Annotated in this window: 18 protein-coding genes; 8 read left to right on the top strand and 10 right to left on the bottom strand. The window is 62.0% G+C overall.

Annotation, left to right across the window (positions count from 1 at the left end):
- The first annotated feature begins 139 nt into the window (after positions 1–139).
- From ACQ4W0_RS28035 to yacG, 6 genes are all read left to right on the top strand, one after another.
- Complete coding sequence (locus ACQ4W0_RS28035; protein WP_436579711.1) at positions 140–1,612, top strand: DHA2 family efflux MFS transporter permease subunit; 1,473 nt, start codon at positions 140–142, stop codon at positions 1,610–1,612.
- A 73-nt stretch (positions 1,613–1,685) separates the two neighbouring features.
- Entirely contained in the window at positions 1,686–2,882 is a 1,197-nt protein-coding gene (locus ACQ4W0_RS28030) for a type II secretion system F family protein (protein WP_436579710.1), read from the top strand.
- A 106-nt stretch (positions 2,883–2,988) separates the two neighbouring features.
- A complete protein-coding gene (locus ACQ4W0_RS28025) occupies positions 2,989–3,858 on the top strand; it encodes a prepilin peptidase (RefSeq protein ID WP_436579709.1) in 870 nt (289 codons plus the stop codon).
- A gap of 34 nt (positions 3,859–3,892) precedes the next feature.
- The gene (gene coaE, locus ACQ4W0_RS28020) at positions 3,893–4,540 is read left to right on the top strand and encodes a dephospho-CoA kinase (protein WP_436579708.1); all 648 of its coding nucleotides are present in this window, start codon (positions 3,893–3,895) and stop codon (positions 4,538–4,540) included.
- 62 nt (positions 4,541–4,602) lie between these two features.
- A complete protein-coding gene (gene zapD / locus ACQ4W0_RS28015; RefSeq protein ID WP_034748811.1) occupies positions 4,603–5,358 on the top strand; it encodes a cell division protein ZapD in 756 nt (251 codons plus the stop codon).
- A gap of 18 nt (positions 5,359–5,376) precedes the next feature.
- Positions 5,377–5,568 carry a DNA gyrase inhibitor YacG gene (gene yacG / locus ACQ4W0_RS28010; protein WP_034748814.1) on the top strand — a complete coding sequence of 64 codons (192 nt, stop codon included), beginning with the start codon at positions 5,377–5,379 and terminating at the stop codon, positions 5,566–5,568.
- 3 nt (positions 5,569–5,571) lie between these two features.
- Here yacG and ACQ4W0_RS28005 read toward each other — a convergent pair whose 3' ends face one another.
- The 6 genes from ACQ4W0_RS28005 to secA form a co-directional block, all read right to left on the bottom strand.
- Positions 5,572–5,994, bottom strand: a complete 423-nt coding sequence (locus ACQ4W0_RS28005) for a PIN domain-containing protein (RefSeq protein WP_436579707.1) — start codon at positions 5,992–5,994, stop codon at positions 5,572–5,574.
- 6 nt (positions 5,995–6,000) lie between these two features.
- A complete protein-coding gene (locus ACQ4W0_RS28000) occupies positions 6,001–6,210 on the bottom strand; it encodes a FitA-like ribbon-helix-helix domain-containing protein (protein ID WP_436579706.1) in 210 nt (69 codons plus the stop codon).
- A gap of 115 nt (positions 6,211–6,325) precedes the next feature.
- Positions 6,326–6,748: an NUDIX domain-containing protein gene (locus ACQ4W0_RS27995; RefSeq protein WP_436579705.1), complete on the bottom strand. Its 423-nt coding sequence runs from the start codon at positions 6,746–6,748 to the stop codon at positions 6,326–6,328.
- Positions 6,745–7,611, bottom strand: a complete 867-nt coding sequence (locus ACQ4W0_RS27990) for an ATP-binding protein (RefSeq protein WP_436579704.1) — start codon at positions 7,609–7,611, stop codon at positions 6,745–6,747. Before ACQ4W0_RS27990 ends, ACQ4W0_RS27995 begins: the two co-directional genes overlap by 4 nt.
- Positions 7,608–8,846, bottom strand: coding sequence for a bifunctional glutamate N-acetyltransferase/amino-acid acetyltransferase ArgJ (gene argJ / locus ACQ4W0_RS27985; protein WP_436579703.1), 1,239 nt, complete (start codon positions 8,844–8,846; stop codon positions 7,608–7,610). Before argJ ends, ACQ4W0_RS27990 begins: the two co-directional genes overlap by 4 nt.
- A gap of 154 nt (positions 8,847–9,000) precedes the next feature.
- Positions 9,001–11,769, bottom strand: coding sequence for a preprotein translocase subunit SecA (gene secA, locus ACQ4W0_RS27980; protein WP_436579702.1), 2,769 nt, complete (start codon positions 11,767–11,769; stop codon positions 9,001–9,003).
- Between the two features lie 278 nt (positions 11,770–12,047).
- Between secA and ACQ4W0_RS27975 the strand changes: the two genes are divergently transcribed.
- The gene (locus ACQ4W0_RS27975) at positions 12,048–12,557 is read left to right on the top strand and encodes a DciA family protein (RefSeq protein WP_099665424.1); all 510 of its coding nucleotides are present in this window, start codon (positions 12,048–12,050) and stop codon (positions 12,555–12,557) included.
- Between the two features lies 1 nt (position 12,558).
- On the opposite strand, the gene lpxC is transcribed toward ACQ4W0_RS27975, so the two are convergent.
- From lpxC to ACQ4W0_RS27960, 3 genes are all read right to left on the bottom strand, one after another.
- Entirely contained in the window at positions 12,559–13,494 is a 936-nt protein-coding gene (lpxC, locus tag ACQ4W0_RS27970) for a UDP-3-O-acyl-N-acetylglucosamine deacetylase (protein WP_436579701.1), read from the bottom strand.
- Positions 13,495–13,569: 75 nt separating this feature from the next.
- Positions 13,570–14,412, bottom strand: coding sequence for a DMT family transporter (locus ACQ4W0_RS27965; protein ID WP_436579728.1), 843 nt, complete (start codon positions 14,410–14,412; stop codon positions 13,570–13,572).
- Between the two features lie 149 nt (positions 14,413–14,561).
- Entirely contained in the window at positions 14,562–15,335 is a 774-nt protein-coding gene (locus ACQ4W0_RS27960) for a helix-turn-helix transcriptional regulator (RefSeq protein ID WP_436579700.1), read from the bottom strand.
- Positions 15,336–15,439: 104 nt separating this feature from the next.
- Here ACQ4W0_RS27960 and ACQ4W0_RS27955 point away from each other — a divergent pair, with 104 nt between their 5' ends.
- Entirely contained in the window at positions 15,440–16,207 is a 768-nt protein-coding gene (locus ACQ4W0_RS27955; RefSeq protein WP_436579699.1) for a class I SAM-dependent methyltransferase, read from the top strand.
- 44 nt (positions 16,208–16,251) lie between these two features.
- Here the strand turns inward: ACQ4W0_RS27955 and ACQ4W0_RS27950 are convergent, their stop codons facing one another.
- Positions 16,252–16,758 (bottom strand): peroxiredoxin, encoded by a 507-nt coding sequence (locus ACQ4W0_RS27950; RefSeq protein ID WP_058050716.1) that lies wholly within the window; start codon positions 16,756–16,758, stop codon positions 16,252–16,254.
- Between the last annotated feature and the right edge of the window lie 165 nt (positions 16,759–16,923).

The following is a 16,923-nucleotide window of genomic DNA, read 5'->3' as shown; positions in this document are numbered from 1 at the left end:
TATTGCCATAGAACAAATGTTCCATGGACGATGCCCCCGGCCCGCTGCCAGAATGGACGGCGCGGGCGGCACGCCTGCGCCATTTATGTGACAATTCGTCGTACTGTCGGCTCCGTTTCTCCTCCTCAGGCTCGCATCCATGACCAGTTCCCCGATTAAAAGCTACCTTCCCTGGGTGGTTGCCACCGCCCTGTTCATGGAGCAACTCGACTCCACCATCGTCAACACCGCCATCCCCGCCATGGCCGCCAGCCTCAACGTGACGCCACTCAGCCTGAAGGCCGTCGTCACCAGTTACATCCTGAGCCTGGCCGTGTGCATCCCCATCAGCGGCTGGATGGCCGACCGCTTCGGCACGCGGCGCGTATTTTCCGCCGCTGTTGCCATCTTTACCATCGCCTCCATCCTGTGCGGCCTGTCCGTGAATGCCCCCATGCTGGTGGCCGCGCGCCTGCTGCAAGGGGTGGGCGCGGCCATGATGATGCCGGTGGGCAGGCTCACCATCATCCGCACCTTTCCCAAATCGCAATTGCTGGCGGCCATGAATTTCGTCATCATTCCCGCCCTGATCGGGCCCCTGCTGGGGCCCACGGTGGGCGGTTTGATCGTGCACTGGCTGTCGTGGCGCGAGATTTTCTTTGTCAACGTGCCCGTGGGCCTGGCGGCGCTGTACCTGGCGCACCGCTACATGCCCGATTACTACGGCGACAAACCCCGTCCGCTGGACCTGATCGGCCTGGTGCTGTTCGGCACGGGCATCGCCCTGCTGTCCTGGCTGCTGGAAATCTTTGGCGAGCACAAGATCGACCCCACCTCGGCGGCCGTGCTGCTGTTCATTTCCATCAGCCTGCTCGCCGCGTATGCCTGGCATTCGAGCGAAGTGCTGCACCCGCTGCTGCGCCTGACCCTGTTCAAGATCCGCACCTTCCGCGTCTCCGTGGTGGGCGGCTTCGTTACGCGCCTGGGCGTGGGCGGCCTGCCCTTTCTCTTGCCGCTGCTGTACCAGCTGGGTCTGGGCTTGCCCGCCTGGCAATCGGGCTTGCTGATGATGCCGTCGGCTGCGGCTGCCATGGGCATGAAATTCATTTCCGCGCGCGTGCTGGCCCGCTTCGGCTACCGCCAGGTGCTGATCGTCAACACCGTGCTGATCGGCATCACCATCGCCATGTTTTCGCAGGTGGGCGCGGGCACGTCCCTGTACGTGATCGTCGCCATCAGCCTGTGCATGGGCTTTTTCAATTCGCTGCAATTTTCCAGCATGAACACCATCGCGTATGCCGATGTCGACAAGACCGACTCCAGCATGGCCAGCACCATCGCCAGCTCGATGCAGCAACTGTCGATGAGCTTTGGTCTGGCCTTCGGTTCACTGATCACGGGCTGGTACCTGGGCGACCTGCCGCAGTCGGACCGCATCATGCTCAGCACCGCGCTGCACCACGCCTTCCTCACCCTGGCCGCGCTGACGGTGCTGTCCTCGCTGACGTTCTGGACCTTGCGCCGCGACGATGGCGAAAGCATCAGCAAGGGCACGGACAGCGACGAGGAAGATGCAGCCGACGTGAAGGCCCAGGCCCTGGTACAGACGGAAGTACAAAGCACAAAAGGCTGAGCCAGATCAAGCTTGCCGCCAGCGCGGCTGGTGCTTTTGCCTGACGCTGCTACCGTGACGGCAGGAGGTGCACATGGCGGCCGAGCGGCGCTTTGCATGGAAGGGCACGGACCGCCATGGCAAGGCGGTCGATGGCATCTTGCGCGCCGCCGATGCCACCGCTGCCGGCCTGGCCTTGCGGCGCCAGGGCATTCTGGCCACCAGGGTGCAGGCGGCGCGCGCTGCGCCCGGCAAGGCCATCACGCACAAGGATATCGCGCTGTTCACGCGCCAGTTGTCGACCATGATGGCGGCCGGCGTGCCGCTGCTGCACGCCTTCGACATCGCCGGCAAGGGCCACACCAAACCCGCCGTCACTGAGCTGATGCGCGACTTGCGCCACGACATCGAAGCGGGCAGCAGCCTGCAGCAGGCATTCCGCCAATTTCCGCTGCTATTTGACGAGCTGTATTGCAACCTGCTGGCGGCCGGCGAACAGGCCGGCATCGTGCAGGACTTGCTGGCGCGCCTGGCCACGCACCAGGAAAAAGCCATCGCCCTGCGGCGACAGGTCCGCGGTGCGCTGATGTATCCGCTGGCCATCGTGCTCGTCGCCATCGCCGTCACGGCCATCATCATGAGCGTGGTCGTGCCCGCCTTCCGCCAGGTATTCGACAGCTTCGGTGCGCCATTGCCCCTGCCCACACTGCTCGTCATGGGTCTGTCCGCCTTTCTTGTACGCTACTGGCTGGCCTTGCTGGCGGCGCTCATGCTGGCCTGGCTGCTATCGTACCTGGCCTGGCACCGCTGGCCTGTCTTGCGGCGCAACCTGCAACTGCGGGCATTGCGCCTGCCCGTGTTCGGCCCGCTCCTGCGCAAGGCGGCGATTGCCCGCTGGACGCGCACCCTGGCCGCCATGTTCGCCGCCGGCGTGCCGCTGCTCGACTCGCTCAGCCTGGTGGGCGCCGCCTCCGGCCACGCGCTGTACCAGGAAGCGACGACGCGCATCGAGCGTGAAATCCGCGCCGGCGGCAGCCTGGCCATGGCCATGGAGCACAGCGCCGTGTTTCCCCCGCTGCTGACGCAACTGGCCCTGATCGGCGAGGAATCGGGCGCACTCGACGCCATGCTGTCGCGCGCGGCCGAGATCATCGAGGCGGAGATCGACAGCACCGTGGCCATCCTGTCGTCGCTGCTGGAACCGGCGTTGATGGTGGTGCTGGGCGTGCTGGTGGGCGCCCTGGTGATCGCGCTGTACTTGCCGATATTTAAGCTTGGCGCCGTGATTTGAAGAAATGGCCGCCGTAAAACACCCCGCGCGCTGGCGGATGTTTTACACTGCGACAGTGCCAGGCAATGTTTGCGCGGCAACGATCTTCACCTCAGATAAATCCACCATGCTGCAAGATACCCTGCTATTCGCTGCGCCCGGCAACCTGCCCGTCGCCCTCGTCGCCGCCCTGTTCGGCCTGATCGTCGGCAGCTTCCTCAACGTGGTGATCCACCGCGTGCCGAAAATGATGCAGCGCGAGTCCGATAATTACGTGGCGGAAGAAAGCGGCTTGCCCTTGCCGCACACGGACCGCTACAACCTGATGCTGCCGCACTCGCACTGCACCGCTTGCGGCCACCGCATCACGGCCATGGAAAACATTCCCGTCATCAGCTACCTGCTGCTGCGCGGCAAGTGCAGCGCCTGCCAGGCGCCCATCTCCGTGCGCTATCCGCTGGTGGAACTGCTGACGGGCGCGCTGTCGGCCATCTTGATCTGGCACTTCGGCAGCGGCTGGACGGGCCTGGCCACGCTCGTGTTTGCCTGGCTGCTGATCGCCATGACTTTCATCGATGCCGATACGCAAATCCTGCCCGACGACCTGACCTTTCCCTTGCTATGGGCGGGTCTGCTGATCAACATCAATGGCACCTTCGTGCCACTGCAGGACGCCGTCATCGGCGCGGCCGCCGGCTATCTGGCCCTGTGGGCCGTGTACTGGGCCTTCAAGCTGGCGACAGGCAAGGAGGGAATGGGCTATGGTGACTTCAAATTGCTGGCGGCGCTTGGTGCCTGGCTGGGCTGGACCATGTTGCCGACGATCATATTGTTGTCGTCGCTGGTCGGCGCCGTGGTCGGCATCGGCCTGATCGTCTTCGCCAAGCGGGGGCGCGACAAACCCATCCCGTTCGGCCCCTACCTGGCGGCGGCGGGTATGATTGCCCTGCTGTACGGCACGCCCCTGTCGCGGCTTACGCTGGGCCTGACCGGCTGACCGGCGTAGCACTGCGCACCCTATGGATAAATACATGCAACAACAAAACGCTCCCTATTTCAGCGTGGGCTTGACCGGCGGCATCGGTTGCGGCAAAAGCACCGTGGCCGACCTGTTCGCCGCGCACGGCGCCGCCATCGTCGATACCGACCAGATCGCGCACAGCCTGACGGCGCAAAATGGCGCCGCCATGCCGGCCCTGGTGGCGGAATTTGGCCCGGACTACGCCGATGCACACGGCGCCCTCGACCGAACAAAAATGCGCAAGCTCGTGTTTTCCGACGCCAACGCCAAGGCCAGACTGGAAGCCATCCTGCATCCGCGCATCCGCCAGGCCACCCTGGCGGCCGCCGCCGAAGCGACGGGCAGCTATGTGATCTTCGCCGTGCCCCTGCTCGTCGAGTCCGGCGGATGGGTGGAGCGCGTCAACCGCGTGCTGGTCATCGATTGCCTGGAAAGCCTGCAAGTGTCGCGCGTGATGGCGCGCAATGGCTTATCGGAAGAACAAGTCAAAGCCATCATGGCCACGCAAGCCACGCGGGCCATGCGCCTGGCGGCGGCGGACGATGTGATCGACAATAATGGCGATTTGGCCGCCCTGGCGCCGCAGATTGCCCAGTTGCACGATTTATATCTGGCATTTTCAAAAAGAATGGCCGGAAACGGGCCGCAACGTTTGTAATTTGTCGACGCTTGGTTCAAAATCACGGGATTGTTTGCAGGTCCTTACTTAAGGGAATTATTTTGATTGTCTACGAATACCCTTTCAACGAACGCATACGTACCTTGTTGCGGCTGGAAGACCTGTATGACAAATTCAAGTTCTTCATCCAGCAAGAGCATGCAATGCAGCACCATGTTGCCTTGGCAACTATTTTCGACATGCTCGAAGTGGCCGGCCGCGCCGACCTGAAGTCCGACCTGCTGCAGGAACTCGAACGCCAGCGCCAAAGCCTGCTGGGCTACCGCAGCAATCCGAATGTGGAGCCGGAAACCCTGGACGCCATCCTCGGTGAACTCGACAGTGTCAGCGGCGCCCTGGTGGCGGCGCAAGGCAAGACGGGCCAGAATATCCGCGACAATGAATGGTTGATGAGCATCCGCGGCCGCACCATCATCCCGGGCGGGGCCTGCGAATTCGACTTGCCTTCCTACTTTGCCTGGCAAAAACGCAGCTCCGAGCAGCGCCTGACCGATATCCACGCCTGGTTTGCCCCGCTGGCGCCCCTGTTCGATGCGCTGGCCCTGGTATTGCGCCTGCTACGCGATTCCGGCGGACCCGTTAAACTGATCGCCAATGGCGGTAGCTACCAGCAAATGCTGCAAGGCAAGGTGTACCAGATGCTGCGCCTGAGCCTGGATGAAAACAGCGGCGCCATCCCGGAAATTTCCGCCAACAAATATATGCTGTGGGTACGCTTCACCACCCAGGGCGGCGACTTGAAACCCAAGCCGCTGGAAGAAGATGTTCCGTTCGAGCTCACGCTCTGTAATTTTTAACTGTTACTTATTTGCCCCATCATGACCGTCGTTAACTGCCCTACCTGTGCCGCCAAAGTCGAGTGGACTGAAGCCAACAAATTCCGCCCCTTCTGCTCGGAACGCTGCAAACAGATCGACCTGGGTGCCTGGGCCGAAGAGAAATACACGATCCCCGCCGCCGATCCGTTTGAAGATCCGCTGGCTGACGAAGACAACAAGCCGCAGTAATCCTCAGGGAAACGGATTTTCCAGGCGCAGTCCCTGCGTCACGAAACTGTCGAGCCTGCCGCTGACCACCGTCAAGCCATAGGCGATGCCCATCGCCGCGATCTGTCCATCCACGCCGTGCGCGTGGCCGCGACCATGCAGGCGCGCGCACACGAGCGCGCAATCGAGGTCGAATTCCAGCAGCCGCGACGCATACTCTGCCAACACAGCTTCCAGCCAGCCTTCCAGCGCCAGTGCTTCCAGCGCCGCTTCGCGCCGCCAGCTACGCTGTATGCCTGAGCGCAACTGCGCGATCACCTGCACCGGCACATAGCGCGCCTCCGGCGGCACCCGTTCGAAAAATGCGAGCACGCCTGCCGGTGCAGCGCCCCCCTTGCGCGCAGCAACGATCACATCCGTATCGACCAGGTAGGCGGCCATAGGCATGGCGGGTCAGGAGCGGCGCTCGAAATCCATATCGGGTCCCACGTCGGGCATGTTGCGCAAAATATCGTCGAGCGGGCGCTTCGGCAGCGGCCGCAAGGCGCTGCGCAGGATGTCGCGGTGCTCATCTTCGATGCTGCGCCCATGCGCGCGGGCACGCTTGTGCAGCGCGGCAATCAACAATTCATCGGTATCGGTAAAGGTCAGTGTCAGCGGCATGCGAGACTCCCCGGTGCTTGATGAAAGCACTGTAGCGCAAAGCGCGCACGATACAAGGAAAGCAAGAGGAAAGCTTGCGCCAGCACGCAGCATGCTGCTGCCCGCTGGCACCAGATCAGGCAGTCGCCAGGGATTCCCGGCGTACCTCATCGAGCCATTCCAGCAGGGGAATGGTGGCAGGCAGCAAGGGTTCCACGCCGACCATCCCCTGCCAGGCGAACGCCTGCCCTTCCAGGCTTTGCGGCTCGCCCCGCCACTCGCGGCTGATATAGAAATGCAGGCGCACATGGGCGTGCGGATATACATATTCGACGCCGCACCAGGCCTCGGCGCTGTCGATATACAAGCCCAGTTCCTCGACAAACTCGCGTTTCAAGGCATCAAAAATGGCTTCGCCCGGTTCGACTTTGCCGCCAGGAAATTCCCAATAGCCGTCATACGGCTTGCCGGCCGGGCGCTGGCCCAGCAGCACGTCGCCATTCGGCTTCATCAGGATACCGACGGCAACGTCCACGGGTTTGACTTTCACTTCGCTCATTGCGGCAACTTTCCCGCGTAGTCGCGCGCGAATTGCCAGGCTACCCGGCCAGAACGGGAACCGCGCTGCAAGGCCCAGCGCAGGGCGTCGCCGCGCGCTGCGGCGATCTGCTCCGGCGTGCAGCCGAAGGAGGCGAGCCAGTGCGCCGCGATATCGAGGTAATCGTCCTGCTTGAACGGATAGAACGACAGCCACAGGCCGAAACGCTCGGATAGCGAGATTTTCTCTTCCACCGTCTCGCCCGGATGCAAATCGCCATCGTCGTCCGTCTTGTAGCTGGTATTGTCCGACATGCGTTCCGGCATCAGGTGACGGCGGTTCGAGGTCGCATAGATCAGCACATTGTCCGATTGCGCGGCGATGCTGCCATCGAGCGCCACTTTCAGCGCCTTGTAGCCGCTCTCGCCCTCTTCGAACGACAGGTCGTCGCAAAAGATGATGAAACGCTCGGGGCGCGCCGCCACCAGGTCGACGATGTCGGGCAAGTCGGCCAGATCCGCCTTGTCCACTTCGATCAGGCGCAAGCCCTGGCTGGCGAACTGGTTCAGGCACGCCTTGATCAGGGAAGACTTGCCCGTGCCGCGCGCGCCCGTCAGCAGCACGTTATTGGCGGGACGTCCGCCCACGAACTGGCGCGTGTTCTGCTCGATCTGCGCTTTTTGCGTGCCGATATTGTGCAAGTCATTCAAAGCGATGGACGACACGTGGGCCACCGCCTGCAAATAAGCTGCTGCGCCCTGGCGCCGGCGCCAGCGGAAGGCAAAGCTGTTCCAGTCCGGCGTGGGGACCGCCTGCGGCAGGATCGCCTCCACGCGCGCCAGCAAGCTTTCCGCGCGCAGCAGGAATTGATCGAGGCCGGTCATGAGCGGTAGTCGGCGTTGATCGACACGTAGTCATGCGACAGGTCGCACGTCCACAGGGTGGCCGTGGCATCGCCGCGCGCCAGTTTCACGCGTATGGTGATTTCGCTTTGCTGCATCACGCGCTGGCCATCCTGTTCCTGGTAGTCCGGGTTGCGGCCGCCATTCTTGGCCACCCACACGTCGTCCAGGTACAGGTTCAACTGGCCCACGTCCAGGTCGTCCACGCCTGCGTAGCCGATGGCGGCCAGGATGCGGCCCAGGTTCGGGTCGGACGCGAAGAAGGCCGTTTTCACCAGCGGCGAATGGGCGATGGAATAGGCGATCTTGCGGCACTCTTCCACGTTGCGGCCGTCTTCCACGGTCACGGTCATGAACTTGGTCGCGCCTTCGCCGTCGCGCACGATGGCTTGCGCCAGGAAAGTCGACAGTTCAGTGACGGCAGCGGCCAGTTCCGCATAGTGCGGCGAATCGGTCGAATCGACGACCAGGCTGCCGGCGCCCGTCGCCACCAGCATGAACGAGTCATTGGTGGAGGTGTCGCCGTCGATGGTGATGCAGTTGAACGATTTGTCCGCCGCCTGTTTCACCAGCTGGTCCAGCACGGGCTGGGCCACGGTGGCGTCAAACGCCAAAAAGCCCAGCATGGTGGCCATGTTCGGCTTGATCATGCCGGCGCCCTTGCTGATGCCCGTCAGGGTCACCGCATGGCCACCGATGGTGACCGTGCGCGAGCCGGCTTTCGGCTGCGTGTCGGTGGTCATGATGGCTTCGGCCGCCGAGAACCAGTTGTCCGACGTCAGCGCGGCCACGGCTTGCGGCAAGCCGGCCACCAGGCGCTGCACGGGCAACGGTTCGAGGATCACGCCGGTGGAAAACGGCAGGATTTGCTGCGGCGTGCAGCCCAGCAGCTCGGCCAGCGCGGCGCAACTGGCTTGCGCATCGGCCAGGCCCGATTCGCCCGTGCCAGCATTCGCGTTGCCCGTATTGACCAGCAGCGCGCGGATAGGCGCGGCGCCGGCCGTCACGGCGGCCAGGTTGGCTTTCGAGATTTGCACGGGTGCGGCGCAGAAGCGGTTCAGGGTGAACACGCCGGCCACAGTGGCCGTCGGCGCCAGTTTCAATACCAGCAAATCCTTGCGGTTGGGTTTCTTGATGCCGGCTTCGGCAACACCGATTTCAATGCCGGCGACGGCTTTCAAGTCGGCGGCGACGGGCTTGGGAGAATTGACGGCCATAGGAGTTCTTCTGCGAGGGAAAATGGAAGCGCTATTGTAGCGCCTTCGCGGCGCCCTTGAACATGCGTACCCGTACATGCGCGCCCGTAAATTGAAACGGCATAAAAAAACGGAGACCGCGGTCTCCGTTCTTGTTCAGGCTGCGAAGCCGGCTTTAGGCCAGTTTGCCGTGGCAAGCCTTGTACTTCTTGCCGCTGCCGCAAGGGCATGGGTCGTTGCGGCCCACTTTGACGCCCATGCTCACGCTCATGTCGTCGACGTTGTCCATGTTGCCGCCGGCCACAGGCGCCAGCAGTTCTTCCGGTGCCGCGTTCGGGTCGAATTCGGCGTGCTGGTAGTGCACGTTTTCCACGTGCGACTGCTGCAGCGCCTGTTCAGCCGCATCGACTTCTTCGCGCGACTGGATACGCACCGTCATCACGTGTTTCGTGACGTCGTTCTTGATCATGTCGAGCATCTGGCCAAACAGTTCAAACGCTTCGCGCTTGTATTCCTGTTTCGGGTTCTTCTGCGCATAACCGCGCAGGTGAATACCCTGGCGCAGGTGATCGAGTGCCGCCAGGTGTTCGCGCCAGTGGCTGTCCACGCTTTGCAGCATGACATTGCGCTCGAAGCCGCCAAACGATTCCTTGCCGACGATATCGATCTTCGACTGGTACACGGCATCGGCCGCGACCAGCACTTTTTCCAGGATCTCTTCGTCCGTCAGGGTCGAATCAGCTTCCAGCATGGCCTGCAACGGCAAGTCGAGCTGCCATTCGCTGGACAGGGTATTTTCCAGTCCCTTGATATCCCATTGCTCTTCCACCGATTCGTGCGGCACGTACTCGTGCACCAGGTCGGTGAACACGCCATGGCGCAGCGAGCCGATCATGTCCGAAATGTCGGTCGTTTCCAGCAACTCGTTACGCTGCTGGTAGATGACTTTACGCTGGTCGTTGGCGACGTCATCGTATTCCAGCAATTGCTTGCGGATGTCGAAGTTGCGCGCTTCAACCTTGCGCTGGGCCGATTCGATCGAACGCGAGACGATGCCTGCCTCGATCGGTTCGCCTTCCGGCATTTTCAGGCGGTCCATCACGGCGCGCACGCGGTCACCGGCGAAAATGCGCAGCAGCGCATCGTCGAGCGACAGGTAGAAGCGCGACGAACCCGGATCGCCCTGACGGCCGGCACGGCCGCGCAGCTGATTGTCGACGCGGCGCGATTCGTGGCGTTCGGTGCCGATGATGTGCAAGCCGCCCGCATTGACCACGTGGTCGTGCAGCGATTGCCATTCATCGCGCAAGGTCTGCGACTGGGCGGCCTTGTCGGCATCGCTCAGCTCAGCATTGGCTTCGATGAACTTGATCTGGTTTTCGACGTTACCGCCCAACACGATGTCCGTACCGCGACCGGCCATGTTGGTGGCGATGGTGATGGCTTTCGGACGACCTGCCTGGGCGATGATTTCCGCTTCGCGGGCATGCTGTTTCGCATTCAGCACGTTATGCGGCAAATCGGCCTTGCTCAGGATGCCAGACAGCAGTTCCGAGTTTTCGATCGAGGTCGTACCCACCAGCACGGGCTGGCCGCGCTCGTAGCAGTCGCGGATGTCGTTCAACATCGCGTTGTATTTTTCCGCCGACGATTTGTAGACCTGATCCTGGCGGTCCTTGCGCTGCAATGGACGGTTTTGCGGAATCACGACCGTTTCCAGGCCGTAGATTTCCTGGAACTCGTACGCTTCGGTATCGGCCGTACCGGTCATGCCGGCCAGCTTGGCGTACATGCGGAAGTAGTTCTGGAAGGTGATCGAGGCCAGGGTCTGGTTCTCGTTCTGGATTTTGACGCCTTCTTTCGCTTCGACGGCCTGGTGCAAGCCATCGGACCAGCGGCGGCCCGTCATCAGACGGCCCGTGAATTCATCGACGATGACGACTTCACTGTTCTGCACCACGTAGTGCTGATCCTTGAAGTACAGCGCATGCGCGCGCAGGGCCGCATACAGGTGATGCACGAGGGTGATGTTGGCCGAATCGTACAGCGACGCACCTTCCGGCAGCAAGCCCATTTCCATCAGAATGCGCTCGGCCTTTTCGTGGCCCGCTTCCGTCAGCAGCACCTGGTGCGCCTTTTCATCCTTGGTGTAGTCGCCCGGCACGTCAACCTTGCCTTTGCCATCAGGCGTTTCTTCGCCGATCTGCAAAGTCAGCAGCGCAGGCACTTCATTGATCTTGTAATACAGGTCCGTGTGGTTCTCGGCCTGGCCCGAAATGATCAAAGGCGTACGCGCTTCATCGATCAGGATCGAGTCGACTTCATCGACGATGCCGAAGTTCAGGCTGCGCTGCACGCGCTCGCGCGCTTCGTAGACCATGTTATCGCGCAAGAAGTCGAAACCGAATTCGTTATTCGTGCCATACGTGATGTCGGAGTTGTACGCCTGCTGCTTGGCGCTGTGCTCCATCTGCGACATGTTCACGCCCGTCGACAGGCCCAGCCAGGCATACAGGCGGCCCATGGTCTCGGCATCGCGCTGCGCCAGGTAGTCATTGACGGTGACGATATGCACGCCCTTGCCCGACAAGGCATTCAGGTAGGCTGGCAAGGTTGCCATCAGGGTCTTGCCCTCGCCCGTGCCCATCTCCGCGATCTTGCCAAAATGCAAGACCATGCCGCCGATCATCTGCACATCGAAGTGGCGCATGCGCAGAACGCGCTTGCTGGCCTCGCGGCAGACGGCAAATGCTTCCGGCAACAAGGCATCGAGCGATTCGCCAGCGGCGATGCGTTCCTTGAAGGCAGGCGTCTTCGCTTGCAGCTCGGCATCCGACAGCTTTTCGATGGCCGGCTCGAGCGCATTGATCTCGCGTACCGTTTTTTGGTATTGCTTGAGCAGCCGCTGGTTGCGGCTACCGAAAATCTGGGTCAGTAATGACATGCTTGAATTCTTGAAAAAACGCCGTTAAAAAAAGCTCGGTAGGTGACAACGAGGTAACAATCGCGTGACCGCACGGAGTTCGACTATGGCAAAAGACGATGATTTTATCATGCGTCCCGCCAAGGTTGGGCTAATGCACCATATAACAATAGCTTAATGACAAACAAATGGCAGAAATTGCGGACATTTTCCATGCTGCAAGGCAATACGACCGGCCAGCTTGCCCCGTACCCGCCGCCGCACTCGTCATGCGCGGGCGAGTGTGCTATGTTTCGGCCATGCGAACTCCCACTTATTCTCCGGCACCGCGCCGCGGCTACGGCTTTGCCCGTTCAGGCCCGGCCGTCACGGGCGCGACCGACTTTCTGCGCGGCAATGCGACGATGGCGTCCCTGATGCCCACCGTCACACGCCTGGCCGCCCTGCAAAAAGACTGTGCCAAGGCCTTGCCGGCGATGTTCGAGCATTGCGACATCTTGCAATTCGAGAGCGGTCAACTGGTGCTGGCCACGCCGAACGCGGCGCTGGCGGCCAAGCTCAAGCAGCAATTACCGAAATTGCAAGGGGAACTGGAAAGGAAAGGCTGGCAGATCTCAGGCATCAAGCTGAAAGTGCAAGTGATCAAGAGCATCGCGCCCATCGTGCATACGCGGGCGCTGGTCTTGCCGGAAAAAGCCATGTCGGCCCTGGAAGAGTTGAGTACCGCCCTGCCGGCATCGAAGCAGAACGAACAACTGATCGCGGCGCTGCGCAACATGGTCCGCCACCACCGCGAACCTAAAGATTAACTCAGGTAAGCGACCACTCGCGCTCCATTTGACGGAGATACGACTGCGGCGCCGCCTCGTTCGTCGAGAACGAGACGATTTCATACGCATCCGGCTGTTCCAGCAGTGCCAGTAGCAGCAGATTATTCATCGCGTGGCCCGATTTATGGGCGGTGTAATAGGCCAGCAGCGGGTGGCCCACCAGATACAGGTCGCCGATGGCGTCAAGAATCTTGTGGCGCACAAACTCGTCTTCATAGCGCAAGCCATCGGCGTTGAGGATGCGGTACTCGTCCATGACGATGGCATTTTCCAGCGAACCGCCACGCGCCAGGCCCATGCCGCGCAAGCTTTCCACGTCCTGCATGAAGCCAAAGGTGCGCGCGCGCGCCACGTCGTGCACGTATGACACGTCGCCAAAATCGACTGAGGCGCGCTGCATCGTACCATCGACGGCAGGATGGTTGAACTCGATGAAAAAGTCCAGCTTGAAGCCGTCATACGGCGACAGCCGCGCCCATTTTTCGGCGTTGCCCTTGCCCTGACGCACTTCCACCGGCTTGATGACCTTGATGAATTTCTTGGCCGCTGCCTGCTCTTCCACGCCAGCCTGCTGCAGCAAGTAGACGAAGGACGAGGCGGAACCGTCCATGATGGGAATCTCTTCCGCATTCACGTCGATCACCATATTGTCGATGCCCATGCCGGCCGCGGCCGACATCAGATGTTCCACGGTGGACACCCTGGCGCCATCCTTGATCAGCACGGACGCCATGCGCGTATCGCCCACGGCCATGGCGCTGGCGGGAAACTCGACGATGGGATCGAGGTCGATGCGGCGAAACACGATACCCGTGTCGATCGCGGCAGGACGCAAGGTCAGTTCCACCTTGGTGCCAGAGTGCAAACCAACACCGATGGTGCGGACCTGTTGTTTGATAGTGCGTTGTTTTAACATCTATCGATTATATCTATTTGCCGGATTTTCGTTGCGACGCGGCATGGTTCACGCCAGAAATACCACAACCGCTCCTCACGGATGTTCGCTTTCCGCGTGCACGGCTTCGCGCCGTACCAGGTAAATCCCGCTGCCGATGATGATGGCCGCGCCGATCAAGGTGTATTGGTCGGGCAAGGCGCGCCACAACAGCCAGTCCAGGGCCATGCCCCAGGCCAGGGCCGAGTACTCGAACGGCGCCACGCTGGACGCCTTGCCAAAGCGAAATGCCTCCGTGATGGCCAGCTGCCCCAGGAAACCGCTGACAGACAGGCCCGCCAGCAGCCACCAGTCTTCGCGCCGGATGCTCACCCACTCATGCGCCGACAGGGCCACGCCGCCGATGGCCATCATCACCATCAGCCAGAAGACCATGCTTTCGCTGGCGTCCGTGCGGCTCAGGATGCGCCCCGTGACGGCTGAAATGGCGTAGCAGGCGGCAGAACCCAGCACGGCCAGGCCGGCCAGCGAGAAAAATCCCGAGCCATCCGGACGCAGCGCCACCAGCACCCCCAGCAGACCCACGCCAATCGCGCACCAGCGCGCCAGGTCGACTTTTTCCTTCAGGATAAACACCGACAAGACAGTGATCAGCAAGGGGGCGACGAAGAACAGCGCATACGTCTCGGCCAGCGACATGCGCTTCAAGCCGTAGGCGAACAGGGTAATCATCAGCACGCCCAGCGCGCCACGCAGCAAGTGCAGCGGCCAGCGCACCTTCAGCACGTTCTTGAAGGCGCCGCGGTACAGCAGGTACAGACAGACGAGCGGCAGGGACGACAGGGCGCGCAAGGCCGTCACCTGCATGGGGGGATAATGGGCGGACAGCAGCTTCATGGCCGTGTCCATCAGGGAAAACATGGCGACCGCGACCAGCATCACATAGATGCTGCGCAGGTTTTGGTTGCGGGGTATCAGGACAGACTCCGGGCAAAAGAACGGGACCGTCATCATGGCGACGGCCGGAGCCAGGACCGGTTGGCAAGGCCACACCGTCAGCCCGATTATAGCAAGCGCGACCGTTTACCTTATGACACCGGCAACAGCATCACCAGTTTCAAGTCGTGCTGGCGTGCCAGGTGCAAGGTCACCTGATTGAACTCCAGCAGGCCCTGTTGTGGATGCTGGAACTGGCGCAATCCGCCGTCGCGGCCCTGCACCTGCTGCGCGCCCCACCACTGGCGAAATTCAAGGCTGGCCTCGGCCAGTTCGGCGATCAGGCCGGCCAGCGGCGCCTGGTCCGCCTGCCGGCCGATATCGGCGCGGAACTCCGCCACCAGGCGCTGCGCCCGCTCGGGCCAGCCGATGACTAGGTCACGCGCTCCAGGTCGCAGGAACATGAAGCGCAGCTGGTTCGGCGCAGCCGCGTCGTCATGCAGCCAGCCGGCAAACAGCGCGGACGCCGCCCCGTTCCACGCCGCGGCATTCCATTCCCGGTCCAGGATGTACGCAGGCGCATCGATGGCGGCGACGATGGCAGCCAGTTCGACGGCTGCAGGCCTTCCGCCCTCGCCTGTGCCATGGCTGGGGTCATGCTTGTCGGCCACTTCGAACAGATAGGCGCGCTCGGCAGCGCTCAGTCGCAGCACCTGCGCCAGGCGGGCCAGCATCTTGGCCGAGGCCGACACGGGCCGCCCCTGCTCCAGCCACGTCAGCCAGGTGGGGCTGACCTCGCACAGCTGCGCCAGCTCTTCGCGCCGCAATCCCGGCGTGCGCCGCCGCCCGCCACCGGGCAAACCAGCCATGGCGGGCGTGACGGCTTCGCGCCGGGCGCGGATGAATTCAGCGAGTTTATTCGACATGAGATGCCTGCATGGTAGTTGATATACCAGTATAAGTTATGGTCTTGTTACAGGATAATTTTATCCTTATTCTGCAGGAACTCATCCATCAACAGGAGAAAACCATGCAGCAGCACGATGTTGTTACCGAACAGTTTGGCAAGACGGCCAATGCCTACCTGAGCAGCGCCGTACACGCGCAAGGCGCCGACCTGGTGCTGATGCAGGAATGCGCGCGCCGCCATGGCAAGCCGGTCGTGCTGGACCTGGGCTGCGGCGCCGGCCACGCCAGCTTCGCCGTCGCCCCCGTGGCGCACTCGGTCGTCGCCTACGACCTGGCGCAACCCATGCTCGACGTGGTGGACTGCGCCAGGGTGCAGCGGGGCTTGCACAACATCAGCACGCAACAGGGCGACGTGGCGCGCCTGCCGTTTGCCGACGCCAGCTTCGACATGGTCGTCACGCGCTTTTCCGCGCACCACTGGAACGACGTGACGGCAGCGCTGGCCGAAGCCTGGCGCGTGCTGCGCCCGAACGGCACCTTGCTGGTGGTCGACATCGTCGCGCCCAAGACGGCCCTGTACGACAGCACCTTGCAGACGGTGGAAATGCTGCGCGACGCTTCCCACGTGCGCGACTACCGTACCTGCGAATGGGGCGCCAAATTCGATAACGCTGGCTTTACGCACAGCTTACGCAGCGTGTGGAAACTGACCATGCAGTTTGACGAGTGGGTGGCACGCATGCGCACGCCCGCCGAAAGAGTGGCGGCCATCCGCAACCTGTTCGATGGCGCGCCCGAGGAAGCGCGCAGCTATTTCGCGCTGCAGGACGATTATTCGTTCAGCATCGATGCAGCCATGTTCGAGGCGAGCAAACCGCAGGTGCAATAAAAAAACGGCGCCGATGGCGCCGTTTTCATGCGAACAAGAAACGCTTAAGCCAGCTGGCCCAGCAGCGTCTCGGCATTCGACACTTCAAACTTGCCACCCTGCTCGACGTTCAATTGCGTCACGACGCCATTGTCGACCAGCATCGAGTAGCGCTGCGAGCGCGTGCCCATGCCGTGCTTGGAAAAATCGGCGTCCAGGCCCAGGGCCTTGCTATAGGCGGCATTGCCGTCAGCCATCATGCGCACCACGCCGGTGGCTTTCTGGTCGCGGCCCCAGGCGCCCATCACGAACGCGTCGTTGACGGAGATGCACCAGATTTCATCGACGCCTTTGGCTTTCAGGTCGGCAGCGTGCTGCACGTAACCTGGCACGTGCTGTGCGGAGCAGGTCGGGGTGTAGGCGCCTGGCAGGCCGAAGATGGCGATCTTCTTGCCCTTGACCAGGTCTTGCACGTTGAACGTGTTCGGGCCCAGTGCGCAACCTTCGGTTTCGCTTTCGATGAATTCAGCCAGGGTGCCTTCTGGCAGGGTGTCGCCGATCTTGATGGTCATGTTGACTCCTTGTGTACTGTCGGTTAAGGACGCCGCCCGCGCCATGCTGCGGACAGCGCCCGTGATCTGGTTCTGCCGGCGCGATGCCGACACTGCGCGATAGTATGCCTGACTTGCCGTATTTGTGCAGAAAGTGGCCGGAAAGGCAAAGGCAAAAGTCAAAAA

The sequence above is a fragment of the Janthinobacterium breve genome (assembly GCF_051380895.1).
In the GTDB taxonomy this organism is placed as follows: Bacteria; Pseudomonadota; Gammaproteobacteria; order Burkholderiales; family Burkholderiaceae_D; genus Janthinobacterium.
This window is presented reverse-complemented; position numbering and strand designations above follow the sequence as displayed.

What these genes read in the sequence shown, in the direction of transcription:
- ACQ4W0_RS28030 (WP_436579710.1), top strand. Translation starts at nt 1,686, where the DNA reads ATGGCGGCCGAGCGGCGCTTTGCATGGAAGGGCACGGACCGCCATGGC.
- ACQ4W0_RS28005 (WP_436579707.1), bottom strand. Translation starts at nt 5,994, where the DNA reads ATGCCTATGGCCGCCTACCTGGTCGATACGGATGTGATCGTTGCTGCG.
- ACQ4W0_RS27975 (WP_099665424.1), top strand. Translation starts at nt 12,048, where the DNA reads ATGCGAACTCCCACTTATTCTCCGGCACCGCGCCGCGGCTACGGCTTT.
- ACQ4W0_RS27960 (WP_436579700.1), bottom strand. Translation starts at nt 15,335, where the DNA reads ATGTCGAATAAACTCGCTGAATTCATCCGCGCCCGGCGCGAAGCCGTC.
- lpxC (WP_436579701.1), bottom strand. Translation starts at nt 13,494, where the DNA reads ATGTTAAAACAACGCACTATCAAACAACAGGTCCGCACCATCGGTGTT.
- ACQ4W0_RS27995 (WP_436579705.1), bottom strand. Translation starts at nt 6,748, where the DNA reads ATGAGCGAAGTGAAAGTCAAACCCGTGGACGTTGCCGTCGGTATCCTG.
- coaE (WP_436579708.1), top strand. Translation starts at nt 3,893, where the DNA reads ATGCAACAACAAAACGCTCCCTATTTCAGCGTGGGCTTGACCGGCGGC.
- ACQ4W0_RS27955 (WP_436579699.1), top strand. Translation starts at nt 15,440, where the DNA reads ATGCAGCAGCACGATGTTGTTACCGAACAGTTTGGCAAGACGGCCAAT.
- ACQ4W0_RS27965 (WP_436579728.1), bottom strand. Translation starts at nt 14,412, where the DNA reads ATGCTGGTCGCGGTCGCCATGTTTTCCCTGATGGACACGGCCATGAAG.
- ACQ4W0_RS28025 (WP_436579709.1), top strand. Translation starts at nt 2,989, where the DNA reads ATGCTGCAAGATACCCTGCTATTCGCTGCGCCCGGCAACCTGCCCGTC.
- ACQ4W0_RS27950 (WP_058050716.1), bottom strand. Translation starts at nt 16,758, where the DNA reads ATGACCATCAAGATCGGCGACACCCTGCCAGAAGGCACCCTGGCTGAA.
- ACQ4W0_RS28000 (WP_436579706.1), bottom strand. Translation starts at nt 6,210, where the DNA reads ATGCCGCTGACACTGACCTTTACCGATACCGATGAATTGTTGATTGCC.
- ACQ4W0_RS28035 (WP_436579711.1), top strand. Translation starts at nt 140, where the DNA reads ATGACCAGTTCCCCGATTAAAAGCTACCTTCCCTGGGTGGTTGCCACC.
- argJ (WP_436579703.1), bottom strand. Translation starts at nt 8,846, where the DNA reads ATGGCCGTCAATTCTCCCAAGCCCGTCGCCGCCGACTTGAAAGCCGTC.
- ACQ4W0_RS27990 (WP_436579704.1), bottom strand. Translation starts at nt 7,611, where the DNA reads ATGACCGGCCTCGATCAATTCCTGCTGCGCGCGGAAAGCTTGCTGGCG.
- secA (WP_436579702.1), bottom strand. Translation starts at nt 11,769, where the DNA reads ATGTCATTACTGACCCAGATTTTCGGTAGCCGCAACCAGCGGCTGCTC.